This window comes from Asprobacillus argus (genome assembly GCF_032248395.1).
Classification (GTDB): Bacteria; Bacteroidota; Bacteroidia; order Flavobacteriales; family Flavobacteriaceae; genus Polaribacter; species Polaribacter argus.
Genome location: NZ_JAVTTO010000001.1, coordinates 709,572 through 733,970 on the forward strand (window position 1 = coordinate 709,572; position 24,399 = coordinate 733,970).

Consider the following 24,399-nt stretch of genomic DNA (forward strand, 5'->3'; position numbering starts at 1 on the left):
TTTTGTTATGAAAAAACATCTTATCCTTTCAGTAGTATTGTTGCTTTCTAGTTGTTTGTTTTTTTGCCATTCTCAAAAGAAGGGCGAATGGAAATTATTTAAAGATGATGTTAAAAAATATTCCATAAAATATCCTAATAAATGGAAGGCTAAAGGCGGAAAAGGTGGTTTCTTAACAGGTGAAAAAACTTCTTTTATTGATGCTAGCTGGATGGTTGTCTTCGCTGATCATGATAATTTAGAGCGTATCCATTTTTTCTTTAATGAAAATGAACTGGAAAAAGGAGATAAGTTATTAAAAAAAGAAATCTTAATAAACAGCATCAAAGGGTGGTCATTTGTAATTACTAACCCTAAGCGGCCTGATGAGTACAATGAATATGTTCTTTTAAAAACAAAATCAAGGTGGTTTTTATTTTTAAATGATGGAATAAAAGATGACCGCTTTGCTTTCTTTTATAATAGCTTTAAATTGTTAGATTAGCCTATTTTTTTAATTCTTTTACCATTTTATACATTCCTCTATAATTGTCATATAGCAATGGAAAATCTACCATAACTTTATCTACTTCTGTAAAGTCAAGTTTTTTATAGAAATGAACGGCTTGATGTTGTTTCTCCATCACCTCAAGCCATAATTTTTTGTATCCTTTTTCTGTTGCTGTTTTTATTAACCAGCTCATAATTTTTTTCCCTATTCCTTTATTTTGGATTTCTTGATCTATATACAGGCGATGCAGTTTTACATAGTTTTTATCAGGTTGATAATTAGTATCTAAATTCCAGACGGTTCTCATAATCCCAATAATTACATCCTTTAACAAAATAAAGAAATAATCTGCTTCATTTTCTTGTAATTCCTGATGTAAATTCTCTTCATTATATAAATCACTCACATACCAATCTCCTTTATCTTTCCAGTAATTAATATATGCTGGATGATAAATTTTATCCATAAGCGTCCGAAGATCGTCTAAATCATGTTCCGTAATACTTTTTAAATAAATGGTTTCAGAGATTTTCATCATTTTAAACCTGTTCTCCTATAGTGTATAAATTTCTTTCCCGTTAAAAATGGTTCTGTCAATTTTTGCCTGATTGATCTGTGCCATCCATTTTGAGAGGACCTTGAGTTAATGATTATAGCAAACAAGAGTAGTACTGTATTCATGTTTTGTTTTGTTCTTCCCGTGCTTTTAGATCTCTTAAAGATAGTATGAATTATTTCATTACATCGTCGCAAACAATATATATGTAACGCTTGAAGCATATTCTTATTACAAAAAAAAGACGGTTGGGGTTTTCCAACCGTCTTAGATAATAGAACTTTTAATAAAACTTATTCTTGATTATCAATAGCATCTTTTATTTTTCCTTCCAGCTCATCCATGAGTTCCGGATTGTCTTTTATAAGTCCTTTTACCGCGTCCCTTCCTTGTCCTAATTTTGTATCACCATAACTAAACCAAGATCCGCTTTTCTTTATAATCCCTAAATCAACTCCAATATCCAATACTTCTCCCACTTTAGAGATTCCTTCTCCATACATAATATCAAACTCTGCGGTCTGAAATGGTGGGGCTACTTTGTTCTTTACTACTTTAACTTTCGTTTGGTTTCCAATAACTCTATCTCCATCTTTTATCTGCGTTCTTCTTCTAATATCTAATCGTACAGAGGCATAAAATTTCAACGCATTTCCTCCTGTTGTTGTTTCAGGGTTTCCAAACATTACCCCAATCTTTTCACGCAATTGATTAATGAAAATTACAGTACAATTTGTTTTGCTAATCGTTCCAGTTAATTTTCTTAAAGCTTGAGACATTAAACGAGCGTGTAATCCCATTTTTGAGTCACCCATTTCGCCTTCTATTTCAGATTTTGGGGTTAATGCAGCAACAGAATCAATAACCACAATATCAATAGCTCCTGATCGAATTAGGTTGTCAGCGATTTCCAAAGCTTGTTCTCCATGGTCCGGTTGCGAAATAATTAAGTTATCGATATCGACACCTAAGTTTTCAGCATAAAAACGATCAAAAGCGTGTTCTGCATCTACAAAAGCAGCAATACCTCCTGTTTTTTGAGCTTCTGCAATAGCGTGTAGTGTGAGTGTTGTTTTACCTGACGATTCTGGTCCATAGATTTCTATAACCCTTCCTCTAGGGTACCCTCCTACTCCTAAGGCCAAGTCCAGCCCTAAAGATCCTGATGATATCGCTTCCACATCCTCTACCACACTATCACCCATCTTCATTACCGCACCTTTTCCATAGGTTTTGTCTAATTTGTCTAGTGTTAATTGTAGTGCTTTTAGCTTTGCTGTTTTTTCCTTATCTGCTGACATAAATCTCGCTTATTTTTACTTTTTAAAATAGAGATGACAAGTTACGAAATGTGATTTATTCTAAGTAAAAAAAGTTAATTCATTTTTCTTATTTTTGGTAGCCTAGATGTTTTCTATAAAACACATATCTCTTTTACTACTTTTTGTGCTGTCATCCACGGTGCTTTTTTCTCAAAACACGTTTGTGCCTGATGACAATTTTGAGCAACTCTTAATTGACCTCGGATATGACACTGGTCCTTTAGATGATTATGTGCTAACGGCAAATATTAATGGAGTACAGTCATTAGAGGTTATAACTACAGATATCGCAAGTTTAGAAGGAATAAACGGTTTTACTTCCTTGAAAAACCTTCGGGTCGAATTTAACAATGACCTTGTTCATATAGATCTTAGTCAGAATTTACAATTAGAAACACTTATTATCTTAAATTCTCCTATTGAAGTTCTTCATTTAACTGCGAATACCAGAATTACAGATCTGACCATTGGTGGAACCAGTCTCATTTATCTAGATCTTTCTAACCACGATGAGATTATAAATATTAACCTGAGTATGGGGATATTTGAAACTATAAATCTCCGAAATGGAGGGAACTCCAATATTCAAAATTTTGACGCTACCGACAATGCAAACCTGAGTTGTTTCATTGTTGATAATAGTACATATAGTGTTGCTAACTGGACCAATATTGATACTCCTTCTGTATTTCTTGATAGTTCAAGTGGATGTAATATTCCATCCTATACCTATATTCCTGATGATAATTTTGAAGCTGCCTTAATTAATAAAGGAGTAGATACGGTTATGGATAATTACGTATTAACCTCTAGTATTAATACACTTCATGAACTCTTTATAGAAAATGAATCTATTGAAGATCTTACTGGTATAGAAGATTTTATTGGAATGCAACATCTTCAGGTAAATGATAATCTAATCACATCCATTAACATAACTACTTTATCTAAGCTTGTAACATTGTCTATAAGCAACAACTCTCTTTCCTCGCTTAATGTTTCGCAAAATGCCAATCTTGAAAATCTTTTTTGTGCTTATAATGATCTTCCTAGTTTATATGTTGGTAACAACCCGATACTCTCTTTTTTAGACATGAGAGCTAATCAAGTACCTTCGATTGATGTTACTGCCAACCCAGAGCTTAAGTTATTCTATTGTGATCAAAACCCCATTACTACACTAGATATTTCGCAAAACCCTATACTTTTAAATATTCGTCTTAATGAAACCAACTTAACAACTGTCGATTTTAGGAATGGAAGTAATACTACTGTAAATACATTTAGTGCCTTAAATAATCCAGATCTAGATTGCATTTTTGTAGATAACAGAATATATAGTGAAGCAACTTGGACGAATATTGATCCTGGAGCGCGTTTTGTAGAAAATATAGCTGAATGTAGTAATGCAGATCTCACTTATGTTCCTGACGATAATTTTGAACAAGCCTTAATCGATCAAGGATATGATTCAGGTCCCTTAGATGATTATGTCCTAACTGCAACCATAGAAGTTATTACCTCTTTAGATGTAAGTGATCAAGGCATTCAGGATCTTACTGGAATAGAAGATTTTACTTCTCTTGGTTTTTTAAATTGTTCGATGAACCTATTAGCTGAGTTAGACCTAGCCACAAACACTCAATTGTATAGATTAGAGGCTTTTAATAATCAACTTTCTACCTTAAATATTACTCAAAATACAGCGCTAACGTTTTTATATATTTCTGATAATCTATTAACAACAGTCGATCTTTCTAATAATGCTGTTTTAAAGAATTTACTTATCAGCGATAACTTACTTGTAACAATTGACATTACAAATAATATAGCACTAGAACAGGTTTTTATTTACAGCAACTCACTAACAACCTTGGACGTTACTAAAAATGTGAATTTAGAAGAGCTTTCTTGTCATAACAATCTATTAACTTCTTTAGATGTGACTAAGAACGTTAAAATGATGAGTTTTACATGTTCTGAAAATCTGCTTACAGCTATAGATGTCACAAAAAATACAATGCTAGAACTGTTTGAATGTAGTAACAATGAAATCAGTGCCATCGATGTTTCTCAAAATACAGTGTTATCTCATTTTTTCTGTAATTTTAATGTACTTACTAGTTTAGATGTGACGCAGAATTCTCAGCTTGTATCACTCGCTTTTCAGAACAATCAAATCCAAAACATTGATTTGACTAATAATACGGTGCTCTCAAGCTTATGGTCGGGTAATACTTTATTGGAAGCACTCGATCTGTCTCAGAATTCTTCTTTAACTACACTTTCATCGATTAATTCTCTATTAAGTTCTATCGATTTAAGAAATGGAAACAATACGAATATGACGTATTTCAATACAACGAATAATCCTAATCTGAGATGTATTTTTGTGGATAATAAGTCATATAGTCAAGCTAATTGGACTAATATAGATACGCATTCAATTTTTGTAGAAACAGAAATAGAATGCGATGATGTTTGCCAAATAACGGTAGATGTGCTATCTGATGTAGTTGCCAACGATAGTTATGAACTTCTTGCTTTAACGAATGGTAATTATTATACCATGTCTGGAGGAAACGGAATGGCTTTATTTTCTGGAGATGTTATTACCACATCTCAAACCATTTATATTTATAATGTAGATGCTACAGATACTACTTGTTTTGCCGAATCTTCTTTTACAATCACTATTAACAGCACGCTAGGGACAACAGACTGCACTATACCAGAGTTCTTTACACCAAACAATGATGGTATCAATGATTATTGGACTGTAAACTGTCTTATTTCCACTATTACTTCGATAGATATATTCAATAGATATGGAAAATTAATTTATACCGTTACTCCTGGAGGAAGTGGTTGGAATGGCACCTATCAATACAGATTAATATCATCTAATACGTATTGGTACAGGATAAACTTTGCTGATGGTTTAAAAAAGAGAGGGTATTTTTCGTTACGCAGGTAATTAACCTTTAAACATTTTTATATGTGGTATACCATCTTCTAAATATTCTTCTCCCTGTTGCACAAATCCTAAATTATTATAGAATTTAAGAAGATATGTTTGGGCAGATATTAAAATAGATGTATTCTTAAAATGGTTTTCAATATAAAAAATTGCCTCCTGAACAAGTTGATGTCCATATTTAAATGCTCGTTGATCTTCTTTTACTAAGATCCTACCAATACTAGGCAATTCAAAATAATCACCAGCATCAAATATACGTGCATATGCAACAACTGCATTTTCCTTTATTCCGATCACATGAAATGCTTTCTGATCTTTATAATCTATGTCCTGGTAAACACAATCTTGTTCTACTACAAATACTTCTGATCTTAGTTGTAAAATTGCATACAGCTCATCTGTACTTAATTCAGTAAACCTTTTAACTATAAATCTCATTAACAAGAAACAGGTATTTTATTCACTCTATTTTGATGTCTTCCACCTTCGAATTCCGTATTCAAAAAAGTTTCTACCATCTGAAGTGCTTGAGGTATTGCAGTAAATCTCGCAGGAATACACAATACATTCGCATTATTGTGTTGTCTTATTAAAGTGACAATTTCTTTAGTCCAACATAATCCAGCTCTTATATCTTGGTATTTATTCGCTGTCATTGCCACACCATTAGCGCTACCACATATTAAAATACCAAAATCAGCACTATTATTAACAACATCTTTTGCTACAGGATGAACAAAATCTGGATAATCTACGCTTTCATTAGAATCAGTTCCATAATTCTTTACGTTAATTCCTTTTGATTCTAATAATGCTACAATCGCAAATTTATATTCTGTTCCTGCGTGATCATTCCCAATTGAAATGTTCATAATTTATTGACTTTTATGTGGTTATACAGTACAAAAATACGAATAGATATGGTTATCAACAGATATGAAAATAACTTTTTTAATATTTTTAATAACCTGTTAAAGATGAAGGTATTATATTGGTTTAAGTAAATGTTAAGAACTATTAGCAGATTTTTAAAAAATAATTTGATTTATTAGGTAAATATTACAATACAAGAATTACTCTGATATAAACAACTTTATTTTTTACTTTTTAATGAACATTTATCAACATAAAATTTACAGTTTATTTACATGATATTTTACATTCATTATTAAAAAAAATATGTTTATCGATGTTTATAACATTTGTTAATAAGTGAAAAATACCTTTGATTTTTAATAGATTAGTTACCTAACAAGTTGTTTAATTTTTTTAATAACTAACATATCAAAATTATATACATAAAAATTATAGCAACTATTAACACTATATAATAACAATCATCTCTTTTTTAAAATTCAAATAAATAAAATGATTATTATATAAATTGTTGATAAATGAAAAAACTAGCTAAACAGCTTTCTTATCATTTTTTAGATCTTTAATAGAATCTTTAGAAACTTCTACGGTTTCTGGAGAAGTATTTTTTTCAAGCGTTTTATTAATAGAAATAATAGTAACTACTGTTCCTGTTATAAAGATCAGTAGAAATAATGCTATTATTTTTCGAAGATTTTTCATCTTTTAGTTAGGTTCGCTTTATGTAAAGACGTCTTATTTTAACAAACGTTACATTTTTTTTAAGATTTTCTTAACTTTTTAACCTTTAACTGGTTTAATAATGAAGTGAATAGCTTTAGGTTGTATACTTACTTTTACTGATCCAGTACCAATTAATTCGCCATCTGCTTCTATAAATGGTTTTTTAGTATGTATATCTATAATCTCTAACTGAGTAGCTTTGTAATTTTCCACTTTTTTATGGTGTACAATAGCACCGGTATACAATTTTTTAAGATTGAAAACCAGGTCGAAAAATTTAAAATCCTTAGCAAGAGTAATATCTAATAAACCATCTTGTGGATCCGCATTTTTAGTCATTTGCATACCTCCTCCTGAATATTTACAAATCCCGAATAAGGTCATTAAACAGGTAGTTTCAATAACTTTCTCGTTTATATGAATTCTGAATTGAGGTTTTCTATAAAATAACAATCCATACAATCCGCTTAAAATGTATGAAATACTACCTAATTTTTTAAGTGTATCCAGTTTATGAACAACGTATCCATCATACCCAATACCAGCTAGATTGTTAAAATAATAGGTACTATTATCAGATAGTGTCATCATACCAATATCCTGTAAAATAGTCTGGTCTTGCACAATTATTTTAATAGCACTTTCAATATCATTAGGAATAGTATAGGTCTTAATCCAATCGTTTCCGGTACCAATAGGAATGACTCCAACTTTTATATTAGAAGTTTTTGTGTACCTTTGCTGCATAATTCCGTTTACTACATAATGTAGTGTACCATCTCCACCAACGGAAATTATTTTCCTAAAACCTTGTTTAATTGCATTATCAACAAGCTGTATTTCATGTTTGGAATATTCGGAAAAAGAAAAAGAATAGTCTATTTGATAGACGTTTAATAATTGCTGAATTTTCATCCATTTTTTGTCAAAATGACCTCCTCCAGAAGAAGGATTCACAATTAAAAAATAAGAAGATGTTACGCTAGATTCGTCTAAGTGAGACATAAAGATTTAAATAATAAGACAACCAAAGTACAAAATACTTATATAATCATTTTTTAATGTTTAACGTACTAATAATTTGTACTTTGCTAATCATAAAATAGAAAAGAAATAATGAGTAGAAAGAAAAAAATCTACAAGAAGAAAGGGAATGTTATTAAAGACTTAACAAGAAATATTTTAAAGATTTTAAAAGAGCATCCCGATAAATTTTACAACTATAAACAAATTGCTGCCAAATTAAAAGTAACCAATACGGATGGTAAGAATCAAATCATAAAAAAACTACAGCAATTAAAAACCGACAAAAAAATAAAAGAAATAGATAGAGGAAAGTTTCAAATTAATGAAGATAGAAAATACTTTATTGGAAAGATAGACCTTACTAATAATGGAAATGGATACTTTATTTGTGAAGATTTTGATGTCGATATTTTTATACCTTCTGTAAATGTCAATAAAGCATTACAGAACGATACCGTAAAAGCTTATGTATATAAGAAAAGAAGAAATAATAAACTTGAAGCAGATGTTGTTGAAGTTGTAGAAAGAAACAAAGTAGCATTTGTAGGAACATTACAAATGAACAAGAACTTTGGTTTTGTTATTCCTGACAATCCAAAAATGTACGCTGATATATTTATTTCTCAAAACAAATTAAATGGTGCGGAGAATGGAGATAAAGTATACGCTACAATCACAGATTGGCCAGACAGGTCTAAAAATCCATTTGGTAAGATTACACAGGTTTTAGGAAAACCAGGTGAACATGATACAGAAATTCACTCTATTCTATTAGAGTATGCATTACCCTATGAATTCCCAAAAGAAGTAGAGGAAGACGCATCTAAATTAAATACAGAGATCACGAAAAAAGAAATTTCGAATAGACGTGATATGCGTGCAGATCTCACCTTTACAATTGATCCAAAAGATGCTAAGGATTTTGACGATGCATTGTCGTTTACCAAGTTAGAAAACGGAAACTATGAAATAGGAATTCACATTGCCGATGTTTCTCATTATGTACAACCAAAAACCATTTTAGATGATGAAGCATATAGCAGGGCTACATCGGTATATTTAGTAGATAGGGTAGTACCTATGTTGCCAGAAGTACTATCTAATGGAGTTTGCTCTTTACGTCCAAATGAAGAAAAATTGACCTTTTCAGCAGTTTTTGAAATGAATGAGAAAGCGCAAATAGTAAATCAATGGTTTGGAAGAACTGTGACATATTCAGATAAACGATTTGCATATGAAGAAGCACAACATATTATTGAAACTAAAGAAAATAAAATACCAAAAGATATATCTATAACAGGAGAAGGATACGAAGTTAACAACACTATTGTAGATGCAACAGTAAAATTAGATGAACTTGCTAAAAAGTTGCGAAAACAACGAATGAAAGACGGTGCTATATCATTTGATAGGGTAGAGGTAAAATTTCATTTAGATGAAAAAGCAAACCCTACAGGTGTTTACTTTAAAGAAGCTAAAGATGCTAATAAATTAATTGAAGAATTTATGTTACTAGCAAATAGAAAAGTGGCTGAGTTTATTGGTTTTACTAATGGAAAAGTAACGAATAAAACGTTTATTTATAGAATACATGATGAACCTGATGTAGAAAAACTAGCAGCGCTTCAGAATATAATTAGCAAGTTTGGATATAAAATTAATACAGATAGTAGGGCATCTACATCAGAAAGTTTAAATAAGCTTTTAAAAGATGTTCATGGAAAAGGAGAGGCTAATATGGTAGAAACACTAACAATTCGATCCATGAGTAAAGCAGCCTATACTACGCAGAATATTGGACATTATGGACTATCGTTTGATTACTATAGCCACTTTACATCACCAATTAGAAGATATCCTGATGTAATGACACATCGTTTATTGCAACACTATTTGGATGGTGGTAATACTCCAAAAGCAGAGGCCTATGAAGAGAAATGTAAGCATTCTTCAAAACAAGAAGAACTAGCGGCTAAGGCAGAAAGAGATTCTATTAAGTATATGCAGATAAAATACATGAAAGATCACCAAGACGAGGTGTTTGAAGGTGTTATTTCTGGTGTGACGGAATGGGGTATCTATGTGGAAATCTTATCAAATAAATGTGAAGGAATGGTCCGGATTAGAGATATTAAGAGCGATTACTACACATTTGACGAAAAGCAATTTGCTATAATAGGAGAGGCTACCAAACAAATGTATCAATTAGGAGATATTGTTAAAGTGAAAGTAAAGAACACGGACCTCGAAAGAAAGCATCTGGACTTCTATCTAATTGAAGATTAAATTTAACGTATCATTTACAATAAAAAATGAATAATACCTTTATTATGGTATATAAATTGATGAATCAATTATCAAACACAATAAAAATGAGAAAAACAGTTTTTTTATTAGCACTGTTTATATCTAGTATATCAGTTAGTCAAACCACAATAACTAAGAACTTAGGAGATTTTTCTACATTAAAAGTATATAATGGAATTAGTGTAGAATTAATCAAATCTGATGAACATAAACTAGTAATAACAGGAGAAAAATCGGAGAAGGTTAAAGTAAAGAACACTCGAGATATTTTAAAGATTTCATTAAAATTCCCTGACTTGTCTGCAGATGATAAGGTTGAGGTAAAGTTGTATTATAATACAGAAATCAAAGTGATAGATGCAAATGAAGGAGCAACGATCACTAGTAAAGAAATAACACAATCGCAAATAGAAATAAAAGCTCAAGAAAGAGCTTTTATCAATATAGTTTTAAAAGTAAAACATCTAAAAGTTAAATCCTCTTCAGGAGGAATTATAAAACTTACGGGTACTGCAAAAAATCAAGATATAGATTTGGATTTATATGGTATTTATCATGGATATGGTTTACAAGTTTCAGATAACTCTTCCGTAAGAGCGGGCTCTGGTGCTAAAGCAGAGATTTTTGCAGGAGAAACACTGAATGCTAAAGTAAGTTTTGGAGGCTCTATATTTTATAAAGGGAACCCAGAAGTAATTAAAGATAAAAAAGTAGTAGGAGGGATCATTAAACAACGTAATTAAGTTGTTCAGGATACTATCAGGTAATTAAAACCTTTTTGTATCTTTGTAGCATTAAACACAGAAATGATGAACAGTTTACAAATATTTTTAGCAATTCCAGGAGGAGCATCTATCGCACTTATCGTGGTGGTGGTTCTATTATTGTTTGGAGGAAGAAAAATTCCTGAATTAATGAGAGGATTAGGAAGTGGAATTAAAGAATTTAAAAACGCTTCTAAAGACGATGCTAAAGAAGAAAAGTTAGAAGAAAAGAAGTAATTCTGAAAATATAAAACATAAAAAAACCGAGGGATATTATCCTCGGTTTTCTTTTTTACCTATGTTTCTGATTAGAAACGAACTGCGGTTCCAGAAGCAGTAACCATCAACATACCACCATGGGCACCTACAGTTTCATAATCAAGGTCAATTCCTATTACGGCATCAGCACCAAGGCGCATTGCTTGATCTTGCATCTCTTTTAAAGCAGTGTCTTTAGCTTCTCGTAAAACTTTTTCATAAGACCCAGATCTTCCGCCAACAATATCTCTAATACCTGCGAAGAAGTCTTTAAAAATATTCGCTCCAATAATCGTTTCACCGGTAACAATGCCCAAATAATCTTTTACTGGTTTACCATCAATACCGTTCGTTGTTGTTAAAAGCATTCTATTCATCTTTTTTCTTTTTTGAATTCTTCATAGCCTCTCCTATTTGATTACTAGCGGTAAAACTAGCTACCATATCATTCAACATTTGACTTCCTGCTTGCGGTGAATTTGGCAACAAGATCAAATTGCTATTTGTTTCCTGACCAATAGATTGCAGTGTATCGTAATGCTGCGTTACTACGATCAAAGCAGAAGCTTCTTGAGAATTAATTCCTACTTTATTAAGAACCTCTACAGACTCTTCTAAACCTCTTGCGATCTCTCTACGTTGATCAGCAATACCTTGTCCTTGTAAACGTTTACTTTCAGCTTCAGCTTTTGCTTTTTCAACGATTAAAATACGTGCAGCATCCCCTTCATATTGCGCGGCTGTTTTTTCACGATCAGCAGCATTAATTCTATTCATTGCAGCTTTAACTTGAGCATCTGGATCAATATCTGTTACTAATGTTTTTATAATATCATAACCATAATTAAGCATCGCATCATTCAGCTCTGTTTTTACAGCAATAGCGACATCGTCTTTCTTTACAAAGACATCGTCCAGTTTCATTTTTGGCACTTCTGCACGCACCACATCAAAGACGTAAGAAGTAATTTGATCATGAGGATAGTCTAGTTTGTAAAACGCATCATATACTTTGTCCTTAATAACTTTAAACTGAACAGAGACTTTCAGTTTTACAAATACATCATCTAAGGTTTTGGTTTCTACAATAACATCTAATTGTTGAATTTTTAAACTCAATCGCCCAGCAATTCTTTGTACACCAGGTATTTTCATTTGAAAACCTGATTGACGAATACTGCTAAAACGACCGAAAGTTTCTATTACGGCAGCGGTTTGTTGTTTTACGATAAAAATTGCAGCAGCAACAAATAATACAGCTAAACCTACAATAATATACACGGTTGGATTCATAACGTTGTTTTTAAAAGTTAATAATGTTTAAAGATACAGGAAATAGTATCTAACTACAAGACGCAAAAAAAAGTATTTGTTACAAAAAAAAGAGGCTAAAAGCCTCTTCTTGATCTCATTGTTCTCGCAGGTTGTCGACGCACCTTAGGCCCGGTCCTCTTTTTTATGTTCTTGTTATACTTTTCCCATTTCTTGAATTGCTTTTTGTTTAAAAGACCTTTCAAATCTACATTTAAAATGCTATCGTTTTTTGAAGCAACCTTTCTAATAGGATCTAAAACTACTTTTATTTGCTTCCTTAGTGCCATAATACTGGAGAAATCTTTTGTTTCCTGAGCAGTTTTATAGGCAGCTTTATAATTTTTCTCCAAATCCTTTAAAGAAAAGGAATTGATACGCACCGCGTCTTTGACTGATTTATTGTGTTTAGTTAGTCTATTAACCACTTTTTTACCAGCATCACTTTTTTGCTTAACACCTATTTTTTTACACGTTTTCTTAATGTCATAGTGTATTAAACCTGCGGCTTCTGCGGCCTTAAATTCAGGAATACTGGCGGACCTGTTATTCGTGTTTGGAAACGGATTGTTTCTATTTCTACGCTGCTGTGCTGTAATGGATACAGAAAGCAAGATGAGTGTTAAAAGAACTAATTTTTTCATCTTAAGTATTTTATAATTTATCTATTGCGTTTTGTATTCTATTTAAAGTTTCTTTTTTCCCGATCATTTCCATAATATCGAATAAGTGTGGGCCTTTTAAGGCACCAACCAAACTTAATCGCAATGGCTGCATCACTTTTCCGAAACCAATTTCTTTATTCGTGATCCATTCTTTTACAATGGTTTCAATTATTGCCGATTCAAACAGATCAATAGAAGAAATCACGGCTATTAACTCGCTCATGATGTCTGGAGTTCCTTCTTTCCAGTTCTTTTTCGAAGCCTTGGCATCGTATGTCTCTGGGCTTTCAAAAAAGAAATTACTCAAATTCCAAAAATCATGAACAAAAACAGCCCTTTCCTTTATTAATGAAACCACTCTTTCTGTATATTTCTCATCAAAAGTGATGCCTTTTTCTTCTAGGATTGGTCTGTACAACGCCGTAAGATACATATCTTCTTTGAGTTGAAGATATTGTTGATTAAACCATTTGGTCTTATCTGGGTTAAATTTAGCACCTGATTTACTTACTTTTTGAAGATCAAAAGCATCAATTAACTCTTGTAAATAGAAGATCTCTTGTTCCGTTCCAGGATTCCATCCTAAAAGGGACAACATGTTTATAAAAGCATCATTAAAGTAACCATCTTCTTTATATCCACGTGAAACATCTCCCGTTACCTCATTCTTATATTCGAGTGGAAATACCGGAAAACCTAATTTATCTCCATCACGCTTACTTAACTTTCCTTTTCCAACAGGCTTTAAGATAAGCGGAAGGTGAGCGAATTTTGGAGCATCCCAACCAAAAGCACGGTATAATAATACGTGTAAAGCTAATGACGGTAGCCACTCCTCACCTCGTATAACATGTGAAATTTCCATCAAATGATCATCCACAATATTTGCTAAATGATAAGTAGGCATCCCATCGCTTTTAAACAAGATCTTGTCGTCTAAAACATTTGTATCAATTCTGATACTTCCTCTAACTTCATCTTCTAAAACTAATATTTCATCTTGAGGCGATTTAAAACGTACCACATACTTTTCACCAGAATCAATTCTTTGTTGTACTTGTTCATTGGATAAAACCAAAGAGTTAACCAATCGACCCTTTTCTCTGTTGTGCCAATTATAAATAAAAGTTTTTCCTTCGGCTTCATGACCTTTTCTATGAGCATCTAACTGCTCAGATGTATCAAAAGCGTAGTAGGCATGACCCGTTTCTAAAAGAATGTTCGCATACTTTTTATACAATTCTTTTCTTTCTGATTGACGGTAAGGACCAAATTGCTCATTTTTGTCAGGCCCTTCATCAAATGGAATACCGCACCATTCTAAAGCATCAATAATATATTGTTCAGCATTGGCTACATATCTGGTTTGATCAGTATCTTCAATTCTTAAGATAAATGTTCCTTGATGCTTTTTAGCAAAAAGGTAATTATATAAAGCGGTTCTAACCCCTCCGATATGTAAAGGTCCGGTTGGACTTGGTGCAAAACGAACACGTACGTTGGTTTCCATTAAAAATAAAATTTGATGGAACAAAGATACTTGTATGAAGTCATAAAAAAAAGCCATTTTAAAATGGCTTTTTGAATAATTATATGTGATTTAAAAACTTAAAACTTATGATATAGACCAAAGGAGATTGCCGCTCTTTTTGGCACATTGTTTCCTGAAAACGCACCGCCAAAACCAACATTTACGCCAAAGTTTTTATTAAGCTCTGCAATAGCTTTTATTCCCATTGCACCATATTCTTGGTCGTTAACATATAAACCCGTTTGTTGGTTCGTCGCAGGGATGAGAACATCTCCATTTTTAAATGAAGACGAAATATCTACAAAACCAATTAACCAGATATTTTTAAAAGCTTTGGTTCCAACTTCTCCTCCAATTTTAAAATTAGAACTGTAATTGTTTGTTCGAATATTAGTTCCTAAAAACCCTTGAACATAGGTATTACCAAAACTTCGCCCCGCTAAGAACATAGGAGTAAAACTCCAGGCGTCATATCCAGTTCGTAGACCGGAATTGGCATAAGAATTACCAGAATTAGCCTCTATGTTAAATTGTCCAGAAAAAATCCATTTCTTTTGAGAGAAGACATGTTTGATACCTACTTCTATATTTCCTAAAGAAGATTCAGACCCCGATTGTGTAATTGGTGTCAAATTAGCGGCGTTTGTTAAGTCGCCTGCTTTTACCATTTTAAAAGGTATATTTAAGAGGATAGACGTTTTATCAGTTAAACCGTATTCTGCAAAGAACTGAAGTGTATTGTCCGAAATTTTACGCTCTGTAGGGTAGTCAGGATCTCCATACAAACCAGTATAACCAGAAATTGACGTAAACGATAGTTGAGTATAGGCTTTTCCTTTCTTTTGAACCCAGGGACTTTGACTATATGCATTTGATACAGTCAAGATTAAAATTAAAACAACAAATTTTTTCATAATAGTAAATTTTATATCCTCTTTGTTGTAAAAACAAGGAGTAGCTTACACGCTTTTAACAAATTATTGACTCATTCAACCTTTAAAATCTGTATTTTTATCTCTTATGATGCAGGAAAACCGTACGATAGAACAAAAATTATATCAGTTTTACAGAAAATATTATGTAAACAAACTGATCAAAGGAACTATTTTCTTTTTAGTGCTTGGAGTTTTATTTGCGTTTTCGACACTTTACATAGAGTACTTTCTTTGGTTAAAACCTTCGGGAAGAACTATGTTGTTTCTTATTTTTATTGCCGTTCAAGGGTTTTTACTGTTTAGATTTATCTTGTTTTCAGCATTTAAGCTGATCGGACTTCAACGAGGAATATCCTTTAAAGAAGCGTCAAAGATTATTGGAGACCACTTTCCTGAAGTACAAGATAAGCTGCTAAATGTTTTACAGCTAAAGGAAAATACAAACCAGACGGACTTACTGTTGGCAAGTATAGCTCAAAAATCGAAAGAACTACAGCCAGTACCATTTGCAAAAGCTATTAATTTTAGTAAGAATAAAAAATACATCCCTTATTTTATAATACCCGTGTTGGTATGGATGGTCTCATTATTCTCTGGAACGAACAAAGCCTTGTCAGAAAGCTTTACCAGAGTAGTGAATTTTAATACTGAATATGTACCTCCTGCTCCATTCGCTTTTCAATTGTTAAATGAAAACCTTGATGTTATTCAAGGAAAACAGATCGAAATTGTGGTTAAAACTAATGGTTCTGTGGTGCCATTAGAGGCAAAAATATTTTTTAATGACCAAGAATACTTTCTGGATACAAATGAGGGTGGAACATTCTCTTTTACATTTACTGATTTACAAGAATCCACGTCTTTTTATGTAGAATCCAATGGCATTGAATCAAGAACATATAAATTAAATGTGATTAAAGCACCTATTATTCAAAACATCTCCTTAGATTTTGAATATCCTCGTTACATCAGAAAGGAAAACGAATCGCTACAAAACATAACCAATGTGACCGTTCCTGAAGGAACAAGACTTACCTGGAATGTTACAACAAATGAAACAGAAGAACTTTTTTTTATAAACAAGACTAAAAAAGATAGGTTTAAGGAGGTAGAGAGGCAGCATTTCGAATTTAAAAGACAAATAAAAAAGGGATTCTACTATCAGATCGCATCTTCTAATGCACACCTGAAAGAGTACGAAAAACTAGGGTTTACCGTTAATGTTTTAAAGGATGAATACCCAAAGATTGAAGTAAAATCGAGCTTAGATTCTATTTCAGAGAAACAACGTTTTTTCGCAGGGAAAATATCGGATGATTACGGATTGAAAAAATTACAAGTGGTGTATTATGATCAATCCAACCCAGAAGCTAAGCAGTTTCAAGAGATTTCAATTCAAAAGAGCAGCTTGGAAACATTTTTTTATGAGCTCCCTGACTCTTTATTAACTAAAGAAGGGATTTACTATGAGCTCTATTTTGAGGTTTTTGATAATGACGGGGTGAATGGCGCTAAAAAAGCTGTGAGCAGAAAATTTTCATTTAAGAATAAGACTGATAATGAAAAGCAGCAAGAGTTGCTAGAAGAGCAAAAGGATTATATTAATAAATTAGAAAACTCCATTCAAAACCAAAAACTGCAACAAAAAGAACTAGACAATATCCAAAAGAACTTAAAAGATAAGAAAGAGATTAATTGGAATGACAAAAAGAAAATTGACAACTACATAAAAAGACAGGAGCAATATAAGCAAATGATGGAACGTCAAACAGACAAAATGCAAGAGAACTTGGATGAAAAAAAGGAAATCAATGAATCGCTTCAGAATAAAAAAGAGGAACTAAAGAAAAGAATAGAAGAGCTGAAGAAATTGGAAAAACAACAAAAACTGTTGGACGAATTGGAAAAAATGGCTCAAAAGTTAAACAAAGAGCAATTGATTAACAAAGCGAAAGAACTTGCACAACAAAATAAACAGCAAGAGAAAAGCTTAGAACGAATTCTAGAGCTTACCAAAAGGTTTTATGTAGAGCAAAAGACAATGCAGATAGCCGATAAGTTAGATAAACTTGCAAAAAAACAAGAGAGCGTACAAAATGATAAACAGGACGCAAAAGAGCAACAAGATAAGATAAATAAAGAGTTTAAGAACATTGAAAAGGAACTGGAAGAACTGTCAAAAGACAATGAGAAGCTGAAAGAACCTATGAAGATGCCTGAAATGGACGATCAAAAAGAAGATGTAAATAAAGAAACTCAAAAAGCCAAAGAGAATCTCGATAAACAACAGAAAAGTAAAGCGAAAAAGAATCAAAAGAAAGCCTCTAAAAAGATGAAGGAGATGAGTCAGATGATGCAGCAATCTATGATGGATATGCAAGGGGAAATGATTGAGGAGAACATAGATGATCTAAGAAAGATATTAGAGAACCTAGTTACGTTTTCTTTTGAGCAGGAGGCACTAATGAATACGTTTGATGAGATTTCTTCGGATCATCCAGAGTTTGGAAAGAACCTGAAAAAACAGAACGAAATTAAAACCTATTTCGAGCATATTGATGATAGCTTGTATATGTTAAGCATGAGAATGCCAACATTATCAACCAAAATTCAAGACGACCTGTCGAGCGCCCATTATAATTTGAATCAATCTTTAGAGAACTTTGCAGAGAGAAGGTTTAATAGTGGTATTTCTAATCAGCGCTATGTAATGACCGCAGCGAACGGTTTAGCCGATTTTTTAAGTAATATGCTGAACAATATGCAAAACAGCATGTCTCCTTCTATGGGACAAGGAAAAAAAAGCGGAAAGTCTTTTAGCTTACCTGACCTGATACAAAAACAAAAAGGGCTTGGTGAGAAAATGAAGGATGGTCAGAAGAAAGGGAATGAAAAGGGAAAGAATCAAGGAGGAAAGAAAAAGGGAGATAAACCCGATAAAAATGGAAAAGACGGCAAGAAAGGAAGCGGAGGAGAAGGAGAGGAGCAAATGAACCAGGAATTATATCAGATATACAAAGAGCAGTCTCAGTTAAGAGAACAATTGCAAAATGCAATTAAGCAAGGAGGAGATAAGTCGGGAGAGGCTCGGAAAGCATTGAAAACAATGGAGCAATTGGAGAATGAGATTCTTGAAAAAGGATTTAATCAGGCTACATTACAAAAAATGAGGAACCTAGAGTATCAATTATTAAAACTTGATAAAGCAGCATTTGAGCAAGGTTTTGAAAAGAAAAGAAAATCTACGGCAAACACTAACGAAGCCGCTAAAAGAAAGATAAAAGAACTAACACTTAAGAAACTGTTTTACAACCAAACAGAGATATTAAACAGACAATCACTACCTTTGCAGCAAAATTATAAAAAGAAGGTACAGAAGTATTTTTCTGCACCTAAGAAAAAGGACTAATGTATGATACTTTTTAATTACGTAAACGACTTCTCATTGCAAAATGAAGAAGTTATTGCTAATTGGATCACGAAGGTGTTAGAGGTGGAAGGTTATGAATGTGATGATGTGAATTATATTTTTTGCGATGATGAATACCTTCACGAGCTTAATGTAAAGTATTTAAATCATGATACCTTGACAGATATTATCAGTTTTGATAATAGTATGGAGAAGAAAGTTGCTGGTGATATTTTTATATCAACGGAGAGAGTGGCGGAAAACGCAAAATCTTTTAATGTTTCCTTTAACGAGGAACTTAGTCGTGTGATTATACACGGGATGCTTCATTTTATGGGGTATAAAGATAAAACGGAAGAAGAATCTAGAGAGATGAGAACGAAGGAAAATGAAGCAATTAGTTTGTTAAACATTTGATAATCAGTTTTTTAACCTTAATTGTTTCACGTGAAACAGAAATAGCATGAGTTTATCAAGCACAGTATATGATGTAATTGTTGTTGGAGGCGGACACGCGGGTAGCGAGGCCGCAGCTTCGGCAGCAAACATGGGCGCTAAAACGCTTTTAATTACAATGAATTTGCAGAATATAGCGCAAATGAGTTGTAACCCTGCTATGGGAGGAATAGCAAAAGGTCAAATTTTGAGAGAAATAGATGCTTTAGGGGGTTACAGCGCTATCGTTACTGATAAAACAGCTATCCAGTTTAAGATGTTGAATAAATCAAAAGGCCCTGCCATGTGGAGTCCAAGAGCGCAGTCGGATAGGATGATGTTTGCCGAAACATGGAGAAACATGTTAGAGCAAACAGATAACTTGGATTTTTACCAGGACTCTGTCAATGGGTTGCTTTTTGAAGGAGATAAAATAGTTGGCGTTAAAACGAGCTTAGGTTTAAATATATCGGCTAGAACTGTGGTAGTAACCGCGGGTACTTTTTTGAATGGTTTGATCCATATTGGTGAAAAGACGTTTGGAGGAGGAAGAGCAGGGGAGAAATCTTCTACAGGTATTACGGAAGATTTAGTGGCTAAAGGTTTTGATTCTGGAAGAATGAAGACAGGAACACCTCCTCGAGTAGATGGTCGTTCGTTGGATTTTTCAAAAATGACAGAACAACCGGGAGATGAACACCCGGAGAAGTTTTCATATCTGCCATCAACGAAACGATTGACGAAACAACGATCGTGCTATTTATCATATACCAATAAGGAAGTGCACGAACTCCTTAGAGAGGGCTTTGAGAGATCTCCAATGTTTAATGGAAGAATTCAATCGACGGGCCCCAGATATTGTCCGTCAATTGAAGACAAAATAGATCGTTTTGCTTCAAAAGAACAGCATCAGATTTTTGTAGAGCCAGAAGGTTGGAATACTGTAGAAATTTATGTGAATGGATTTTCAACATCTTTACCGGACGATGTTCAAGATAAAGCTATCCGTTTAATACCTGGATTTGAAAATGTGAAATTCTTTCGGTATGGATACGCAATAGAATACGATTATTTTCCACCAACACAGCTGAAGCATTCTTTAGAAACAAAGTTGATTGAAAATTTGTTTTTTGCAGGACAGATAAATGGTACTACAGGTTATGAGGAAGCTGCAGCACAAGGTTTAATGGCTGGAGTAAATGCGGCATTGAAAGTGCAGGAGAAGGAGGCTTTTATATTAAAAAGAAGTGAAGCATATATTGGTGTTTTGATTGATGATCTTATTACCAAGGGTACAGAAGAACCTTATAGGATGTTTACTTCGAGAGCAGAGTATAGAACGCTATTAAGACAGGATAATGCTGATATTAGATTAACACCATTATCTAATGCCATTGGACTAGCTTCTGACGAACGACTTGAAAGAGTGAATACGAAGATATCAACAACTCAAGCTCTTATAGAATTTCTGAGTAAATTAAGTGTAACTAAAGAGGAGATTAATCCAATTCTTGCTTCAAAGAATTTAGCATTGGTTAATCAATCTATGAAGCTTATAAAGATTGCCGCACGACCCCAACTTGAGTTTAACGATTATAAAGATATTCCAAAACTTTCTGAATTCTTAGCGCTACATAAAATAGATAAAGAGATTATTGAACAGGTAGAAATCCATTTAAAATATTCTGGATACATTCAAAAAGAAAAGAACAACGCTGATAAGTTAAATAGATTGGAAAATGTTCCAATTCCAAGTTCTTTTGATTACAAAAAAGTAAAGTCTTTATCGTATGAAGCGATAGAGAAACTGAGTAAGATAAAGCCAGTTACCATTTCTCAAGCAAGCAGAATTAGCGGAGTCTCTCCAAGTGATATTTCTGTGTTATTGGTGTATATGGGAAGGTAAAAAGCAAAATGTTTCATGTGGAACATATGAAAAGGTAATACATGTAAATGGAAAAAGAAATCGAATTCTATTGTGGACTCACCCCTTACTTAAGTTGTAAAGACCACCTTGTGTCAGATGAGAGTTATGAGGTCATGATCTGCGATCAATATGACATGTTAGTTACTTCTCCTGTACCGGTTGATCTAGGATATTACTACCAGGACGAGGCATATATTTCTCATACAGATGCGAAGAAAACAATGTTTGATAAAGCATATCAAATGATCAAAAGCATCTCAACAAAGCGAAAGTTCAAATTAATAAACGGCTTCAGTACAGAGAAAAGAATTTTGGATATAGGAGCAGGAACCGGCGATTTTTTGTCTTTTTTCAAATCCAAAGGATGGGAGGTTTTTGGTGTTGAACCAAATGAAAAAGCGCGAATACTTTCTGCTCAAAAAGAAGTGCTTCTCAAGGACCAAATTTCAGAATTCGAAAACCATCAATTTGACGTAATTACAATGTGGCACGTCTTGGAACATATTCCAAATTTAAGTGAGTATATTAGAACATTGGAGCGACTGCTTACCAAGAACGGTGTATTGATCGTAGCTGTGCCTAACTTTAAAAGTTATGATGCTTCACATTATAAAGAATTTTGGGCAGCCTATGACGTACCAAGACACTTATGGCATTTTTCTCAAGCCAGTATCGAAAAACTTTTTAAGGAAGTAAATATGTCAGTGGTTGAAAAACACCCATTAAAGTTTGACGCATATTATGTTTCTCTTTTAAGCGAAGAAAATAAAACAGGGAAGAAAAATATTGTGAGTGCTTTTATGAATGGATGGAAGTCAAATCAAAAAGCAAAGAAAACATCTGAGTATTCTTCTATAATATATGTCTTAAAAAAGAAATAAGAGCAAATAGAGGGGCTCTAAGCCACTTTGTCGGTGAAAATAAAGGAATCACGGGTCTGGACTTCATCAAGGCGCTAGAAACCGCTTAAAAAAGACACAACACATAAATAAAAATTATTTATATAATAAAAATCATAGTTTTTTCTTATAATTTATATAGACAATAGATATACCCCAAAAACAGCGGTGATAAAATATACTGCTAAAGTCATAGCCCCTGCATAATCTTTAGCGAGTCTTTGACCAATCAAAAGCAATATTAAAGTGAGCGCTGAAAGTTCTGCTCCATATAAAGCCATCTCTTTTGTTCCATGTGCAACAAGTTGATACACTCCTATAATCATAAAAAAACTAGCCGCCACCTCTATAAGTAATATGATACCTAATAGAAGAGGAACAGAATTTTTTAATGGAGAATTCTTAAAATGGGTTTTAATAAAATCTAGGTTACCATTCCAATCAGTTAACTTATCTAATCCAGATTGTAAAAAAGTAACGATTAAAAATAGCAGGATTAAAATTTCAGCAGGACTATCTAATAATACATTCATAATAATAGTTTAATTCAAATGTAGCATAAAAAAAAGCTCAAACAAAAATCATGTATGAGCTTTACTAACTAACTAAACTTAAATCCAAATTAAGTAAATATATGTCCCTTTCAGTGCATATGTTTGTTAAACAGACCAACTTTAAAACACCCTATATTTTTAACAATATTTTTTTAAAAAAAAGAAAGCTCGAACAAAGTATGTCTGAGCTTTCTTACGTCAACCAACCTCAATTCCGAATTAAGAAGGAATTAAAAAGTTCAATATTTTATATGATAATCAAAAGCGGTGAGTTAAATACGCCACTATTAAGTGATGTATTTTATCAGGTATTCCACCTTTCATAATATAAAACAGCTAAACCTTAAGTTTCCCTACGTAAAAACGAAAAGAAATTATATTAACGATAAAATAATTGAATAAAATCGAGTGAATTTTTCAAAAAAACATATCCGAAAAGAGCGTTTTTTATCAGTGTCCGCAAGTAGATAAGACAGGGTTTCCGAATGTATTTGCTCTTCTCCATGATCCTGGTGCCGGAAGTTCAAAATCTGATAAAGAAGATCCTTTTAGTGATACATTTTGTCTTGTGTGATTTCGGAAATTAACCAACTCAGTACTATCATACATGAGTAATATTTTTCTATCCGCAATAGAACTTCCAGTTGGTTTATTGCTAGCAGTAACAAACACAGAAAAGACTTCAGCGATGTCTTCAACAGGGTTTGTAGAAGCAAAATTTGTCACAAATCGATCAGTATGTCTCACATAAAATGCCATTTGTTCACTATGGCTGTTTTGGGCAGCTCTATGTTCGTTTTCAATATCTTTCCAATACAGATCGTACATTTCATTAATATAAGAATGTTCGTAAGAACACCCTAAATCTGGATAGTATGTAGTACAACTCCTTTCGGAAATGGCCGCATCTAGTTGTGTATGATTAAGGGTTAGAATATGACCGTACTCATGTAGAATCGTATAAGCAAGTTCACCTCCCGAATTAAAACCACCTTCATATGCTTTATCAATTGCAATACCCAATTGCCATTTACTTAAGTCAGCACTTTTCTTTATAACAAAACCTGAAGACCCAGCAACACGCCCATTGTAGATCATAAATTCGGAAACTTTTTCCAATTGATCCAATGGAGCAATTTTTGTAACTAAATCCCAAATTTCATCGTGTTTTGCAATATCTCTTTGATAATTAAGGTTTTCTCCGGTAACTCTATAATCTCTTATTTTCGAAATATTTCCATTTGTTACCTGATATAAGGTAATAGAGCTTTGAGAGCCTACTTGCTGACCAACGTTATTGCCATTATTATTATTGGTTGTACCACCGTTATTCGTAATCAACAACCCTTCATCGTTAGTGCAAGAAAAAAATAACGTACATGATACGGATAATAACATGATGCAGAAAAGAGTTCTGAAGTTTTTCATGCT

The 24,399-nt window shown here is 32.9% G+C and carries 22 protein-coding genes; 9 read left to right on the forward strand and 13 right to left on the reverse strand.

Annotated elements, in window-relative coordinates; translation table 11 throughout:
- Window positions 1-7: 7 nt before the first annotated feature.
- Window positions 8-484, forward strand: coding sequence for a hypothetical protein (locus RQM59_RS03160; RefSeq protein WP_349240608.1), 477 nt, complete (start codon window positions 8-10; stop codon window positions 482-484).
- A gap of 1 nt (window position 485) precedes the next feature.
- Here RQM59_RS03160 and RQM59_RS03165 read toward each other — a convergent pair whose 3' ends face one another.
- Together RQM59_RS03165 and recA are read right to left on the reverse strand one after the other, a co-directional pair.
- Window positions 486-1,028 (reverse strand): GNAT family N-acetyltransferase, encoded by a 543-nt coding sequence (locus RQM59_RS03165; RefSeq protein ID WP_349240609.1) that lies wholly within the window; start codon window positions 1,026-1,028, stop codon window positions 486-488.
- Window positions 1,029-1,339: 311 nt separating this feature from the next.
- Complete coding sequence (gene recA / locus RQM59_RS03170; protein ID WP_349240610.1) at window positions 1,340-2,347, reverse strand: recombinase RecA; 1,008 nt, start codon at window positions 2,345-2,347, stop codon at window positions 1,340-1,342.
- A gap of 106 nt (window positions 2,348-2,453) precedes the next feature.
- Between recA and RQM59_RS03175 the strand changes: the two genes are divergently transcribed.
- Window positions 2,454-5,345 carry a T9SS type B sorting domain-containing protein gene (locus tag RQM59_RS03175; protein ID WP_349240611.1) on the forward strand — a complete coding sequence of 964 codons (2,892 nt, stop codon included), beginning with the start codon at window positions 2,454-2,456 and terminating at the stop codon, window positions 5,343-5,345.
- Here RQM59_RS03175 and RQM59_RS03180 read toward each other — a convergent pair whose 3' ends face one another.
- The 4 genes from RQM59_RS03180 to RQM59_RS03195 all read right to left on the reverse strand — a co-directional run bounded on the left by RQM59_RS03180 (window position 5,346) and on the right by RQM59_RS03195 (window position 7,952).
- Window positions 5,346-5,786, reverse strand: a complete 441-nt coding sequence (locus RQM59_RS03180; protein ID WP_349240612.1) for a GNAT family N-acetyltransferase — start codon at window positions 5,784-5,786, stop codon at window positions 5,346-5,348.
- Window positions 5,786-6,220: a ribose 5-phosphate isomerase B gene (gene rpiB / locus RQM59_RS03185; RefSeq protein WP_349240613.1), complete on the reverse strand. Its 435-nt coding sequence runs from the start codon at window positions 6,218-6,220 to the stop codon at window positions 5,786-5,788. The genes RQM59_RS03180 and rpiB overlap by 1 nt, the downstream gene beginning before the upstream one ends.
- Window positions 6,221-6,755: 535 nt before the next feature.
- Entirely contained in the window at window positions 6,756-6,926 is a 171-nt protein-coding gene (locus tag RQM59_RS03190) for a hypothetical protein (protein ID WP_349240614.1), read from the reverse strand.
- 78 nt (window positions 6,927-7,004) lie between these two features.
- Complete coding sequence (locus tag RQM59_RS03195) at window positions 7,005-7,952, reverse strand: diacylglycerol/lipid kinase family protein (protein WP_349240615.1); 948 nt, start codon at window positions 7,950-7,952, stop codon at window positions 7,005-7,007.
- 111 nt (window positions 7,953-8,063) lie between these two features.
- Between RQM59_RS03195 and rnr the strand changes: the two genes are divergently transcribed.
- From rnr to tatA, 3 genes are all read left to right on the forward strand, one after another.
- Window positions 8,064-10,259, forward strand: a complete 2,196-nt coding sequence (gene rnr / locus RQM59_RS03200) for a ribonuclease R (protein WP_349240616.1) — start codon at window positions 8,064-8,066, stop codon at window positions 10,257-10,259.
- 86 nt (window positions 10,260-10,345) lie between these two features.
- Complete coding sequence (locus RQM59_RS03205) at window positions 10,346-11,023, forward strand: head GIN domain-containing protein (protein ID WP_349240617.1); 678 nt, start codon at window positions 10,346-10,348, stop codon at window positions 11,021-11,023.
- Window positions 11,024-11,089: 66 nt separating this feature from the next.
- Window positions 11,090-11,281, forward strand: coding sequence for a twin-arginine translocase TatA/TatE family subunit (gene tatA / locus RQM59_RS03210; RefSeq protein ID WP_349240790.1), 192 nt, complete (start codon window positions 11,090-11,092; stop codon window positions 11,279-11,281).
- A 71-nt stretch (window positions 11,282-11,352) separates the two neighbouring features.
- Here tatA and RQM59_RS03215 read toward each other — a convergent pair whose 3' ends face one another.
- The 5 genes from RQM59_RS03215 to RQM59_RS03235 form a co-directional block, all read right to left on the reverse strand.
- Complete coding sequence (locus tag RQM59_RS03215) at window positions 11,353-11,670, reverse strand: YbjQ family protein (RefSeq protein WP_349240791.1); 318 nt, start codon at window positions 11,668-11,670, stop codon at window positions 11,353-11,355.
- 1 nt (window position 11,671) lies between these two features.
- Entirely contained in the window at window positions 11,672-12,595 is a 924-nt protein-coding gene (locus tag RQM59_RS03220) for an SPFH domain-containing protein (protein ID WP_349240618.1), read from the reverse strand.
- A 95-nt stretch (window positions 12,596-12,690) separates the two neighbouring features.
- Window positions 12,691-13,257 carry a hypothetical protein gene (locus tag RQM59_RS03225; RefSeq protein WP_349240619.1) on the reverse strand — a complete coding sequence of 189 codons (567 nt, stop codon included), beginning with the start codon at window positions 13,255-13,257 and terminating at the stop codon, window positions 12,691-12,693.
- A 10-nt stretch (window positions 13,258-13,267) separates the two neighbouring features.
- Window positions 13,268-14,788, reverse strand: coding sequence for a glutamate--tRNA ligase (gltX, locus tag RQM59_RS03230; protein WP_349240620.1), 1,521 nt, complete (start codon window positions 14,786-14,788; stop codon window positions 13,268-13,270).
- Window positions 14,789-14,886: 98 nt separating this feature from the next.
- Window positions 14,887-15,723 carry a hypothetical protein gene (locus RQM59_RS03235; protein ID WP_349240621.1) on the reverse strand — a complete coding sequence of 279 codons (837 nt, stop codon included), beginning with the start codon at window positions 15,721-15,723 and terminating at the stop codon, window positions 14,887-14,889.
- A 106-nt stretch (window positions 15,724-15,829) separates the two neighbouring features.
- On the opposite strand from RQM59_RS03235, the gene RQM59_RS03240 reads away from it, so the two are divergent.
- Genes RQM59_RS03240 through RQM59_RS03255 form a run of 4 tightly spaced genes read left to right on the forward strand, consistent with a single transcriptional unit; the run spans window position 15,830 to window position 22,396 of the window.
- Window positions 15,830-19,153: a DUF4175 family protein gene (locus RQM59_RS03240; protein WP_349240622.1), complete on the forward strand. Its 3,324-nt coding sequence runs from the start codon at window positions 15,830-15,832 to the stop codon at window positions 19,151-19,153.
- 3 nt (window positions 19,154-19,156) lie between these two features.
- A complete protein-coding gene (gene ybeY / locus RQM59_RS03245) occupies window positions 19,157-19,570 on the forward strand; it encodes an rRNA maturation RNase YbeY (protein ID WP_349240623.1) in 414 nt (137 codons plus the stop codon).
- Between the two features lie 46 nt (window positions 19,571-19,616).
- Window positions 19,617-21,494, forward strand: coding sequence for a tRNA uridine-5-carboxymethylaminomethyl(34) synthesis enzyme MnmG (gene mnmG / locus RQM59_RS03250; RefSeq protein ID WP_349240624.1), 1,878 nt, complete (start codon window positions 19,617-19,619; stop codon window positions 21,492-21,494).
- Between the two features lie 47 nt (window positions 21,495-21,541).
- Window positions 21,542-22,396, forward strand: a complete 855-nt coding sequence (locus RQM59_RS03255) for a class I SAM-dependent methyltransferase (protein WP_349240625.1) — start codon at window positions 21,542-21,544, stop codon at window positions 22,394-22,396.
- Window positions 22,397-22,548: 152 nt separating this feature from the next.
- On the opposite strand, the gene RQM59_RS03260 is transcribed toward RQM59_RS03255, so the two are convergent.
- Together RQM59_RS03260 and RQM59_RS03265 are read right to left on the reverse strand one after the other, a co-directional pair.
- Complete coding sequence (locus tag RQM59_RS03260; RefSeq protein WP_349240626.1) at window positions 22,549-22,947, reverse strand: DoxX family membrane protein; 399 nt, start codon at window positions 22,945-22,947, stop codon at window positions 22,549-22,551.
- 471 nt (window positions 22,948-23,418) lie between these two features.
- Window positions 23,419-24,396 (reverse strand): zinc-binding metallopeptidase, encoded by a 978-nt coding sequence (locus tag RQM59_RS03265; protein ID WP_349240627.1) that lies wholly within the window; start codon window positions 24,394-24,396, stop codon window positions 23,419-23,421.
- Window positions 24,397-24,399: the final 3 nt, after the last annotated feature.

Excerpts from the sequence above, each read along its gene's own strand:
- RQM59_RS03160 (WP_349240608.1), top strand. The coding sequence starts at position 8 with ATGAAAAAACATCTTATCCTTTCAGTAGTATTGTTGCTTTCTAGTTGT.
- RQM59_RS03165 (WP_349240609.1), bottom strand. The coding sequence starts at position 1,028 with ATGATGAAAATCTCTGAAACCATTTATTTAAAAAGTATTACGGAACAT.
- recA (WP_349240610.1), bottom strand. The coding sequence starts at position 2,347 with ATGTCAGCAGATAAGGAAAAAACAGCAAAGCTAAAAGCACTACAATTA.
- RQM59_RS03175 (WP_349240611.1), top strand. The coding sequence starts at position 2,454 with ATGTTTTCTATAAAACACATATCTCTTTTACTACTTTTTGTGCTGTCA.
- RQM59_RS03180 (WP_349240612.1), bottom strand. The coding sequence starts at position 5,786 with ATGAGATTTATAGTTAAAAGGTTTACTGAATTAAGTACAGATGAGCTG.
- rpiB (WP_349240613.1), bottom strand. The coding sequence starts at position 6,220 with ATGAACATTTCAATTGGGAATGATCACGCAGGAACAGAATATAAATTT.
- RQM59_RS03190 (WP_349240614.1), bottom strand. The coding sequence starts at position 6,926 with ATGAAAAATCTTCGAAAAATAATAGCATTATTTCTACTGATCTTTATA.
- RQM59_RS03195 (WP_349240615.1), bottom strand. The coding sequence starts at position 7,952 with ATGTCTCACTTAGACGAATCTAGCGTAACATCTTCTTATTTTTTAATT.
- rnr (WP_349240616.1), top strand. The coding sequence starts at position 8,064 with ATGAGTAGAAAGAAAAAAATCTACAAGAAGAAAGGGAATGTTATTAAA.
- RQM59_RS03205 (WP_349240617.1), top strand. The coding sequence starts at position 10,346 with ATGAGAAAAACAGTTTTTTTATTAGCACTGTTTATATCTAGTATATCA.
- tatA (WP_349240790.1), top strand. The coding sequence starts at position 11,090 with ATGAACAGTTTACAAATATTTTTAGCAATTCCAGGAGGAGCATCTATC.
- RQM59_RS03215 (WP_349240791.1), bottom strand. The coding sequence starts at position 11,670 with ATGCTTTTAACAACAACGAACGGTATTGATGGTAAACCAGTAAAAGAT.
- RQM59_RS03220 (WP_349240618.1), bottom strand. The coding sequence starts at position 12,595 with ATGAATCCAACCGTGTATATTATTGTAGGTTTAGCTGTATTATTTGTT.
- RQM59_RS03225 (WP_349240619.1), bottom strand. The coding sequence starts at position 13,257 with ATGAAAAAATTAGTTCTTTTAACACTCATCTTGCTTTCTGTATCCATT.
- gltX (WP_349240620.1), bottom strand. The coding sequence starts at position 14,788 with ATGGAAACCAACGTACGTGTTCGTTTTGCACCAAGTCCAACCGGACCT.
- RQM59_RS03235 (WP_349240621.1), bottom strand. The coding sequence starts at position 15,723 with ATGAAAAAATTTGTTGTTTTAATTTTAATCTTGACTGTATCAAATGCA.
- RQM59_RS03240 (WP_349240622.1), top strand. The coding sequence starts at position 15,830 with ATGATGCAGGAAAACCGTACGATAGAACAAAAATTATATCAGTTTTAC.
- ybeY (WP_349240623.1), top strand. The coding sequence starts at position 19,157 with ATGATACTTTTTAATTACGTAAACGACTTCTCATTGCAAAATGAAGAA.
- mnmG (WP_349240624.1), top strand. The coding sequence starts at position 19,617 with ATGAGTTTATCAAGCACAGTATATGATGTAATTGTTGTTGGAGGCGGA.
- RQM59_RS03255 (WP_349240625.1), top strand. The coding sequence starts at position 21,542 with ATGGAAAAAGAAATCGAATTCTATTGTGGACTCACCCCTTACTTAAGT.
- RQM59_RS03260 (WP_349240626.1), bottom strand. The coding sequence starts at position 22,947 with ATGAATGTATTATTAGATAGTCCTGCTGAAATTTTAATCCTGCTATTT.
- RQM59_RS03265 (WP_349240627.1), bottom strand. The coding sequence starts at position 24,396 with ATGAAAAACTTCAGAACTCTTTTCTGCATCATGTTATTATCCGTATCA.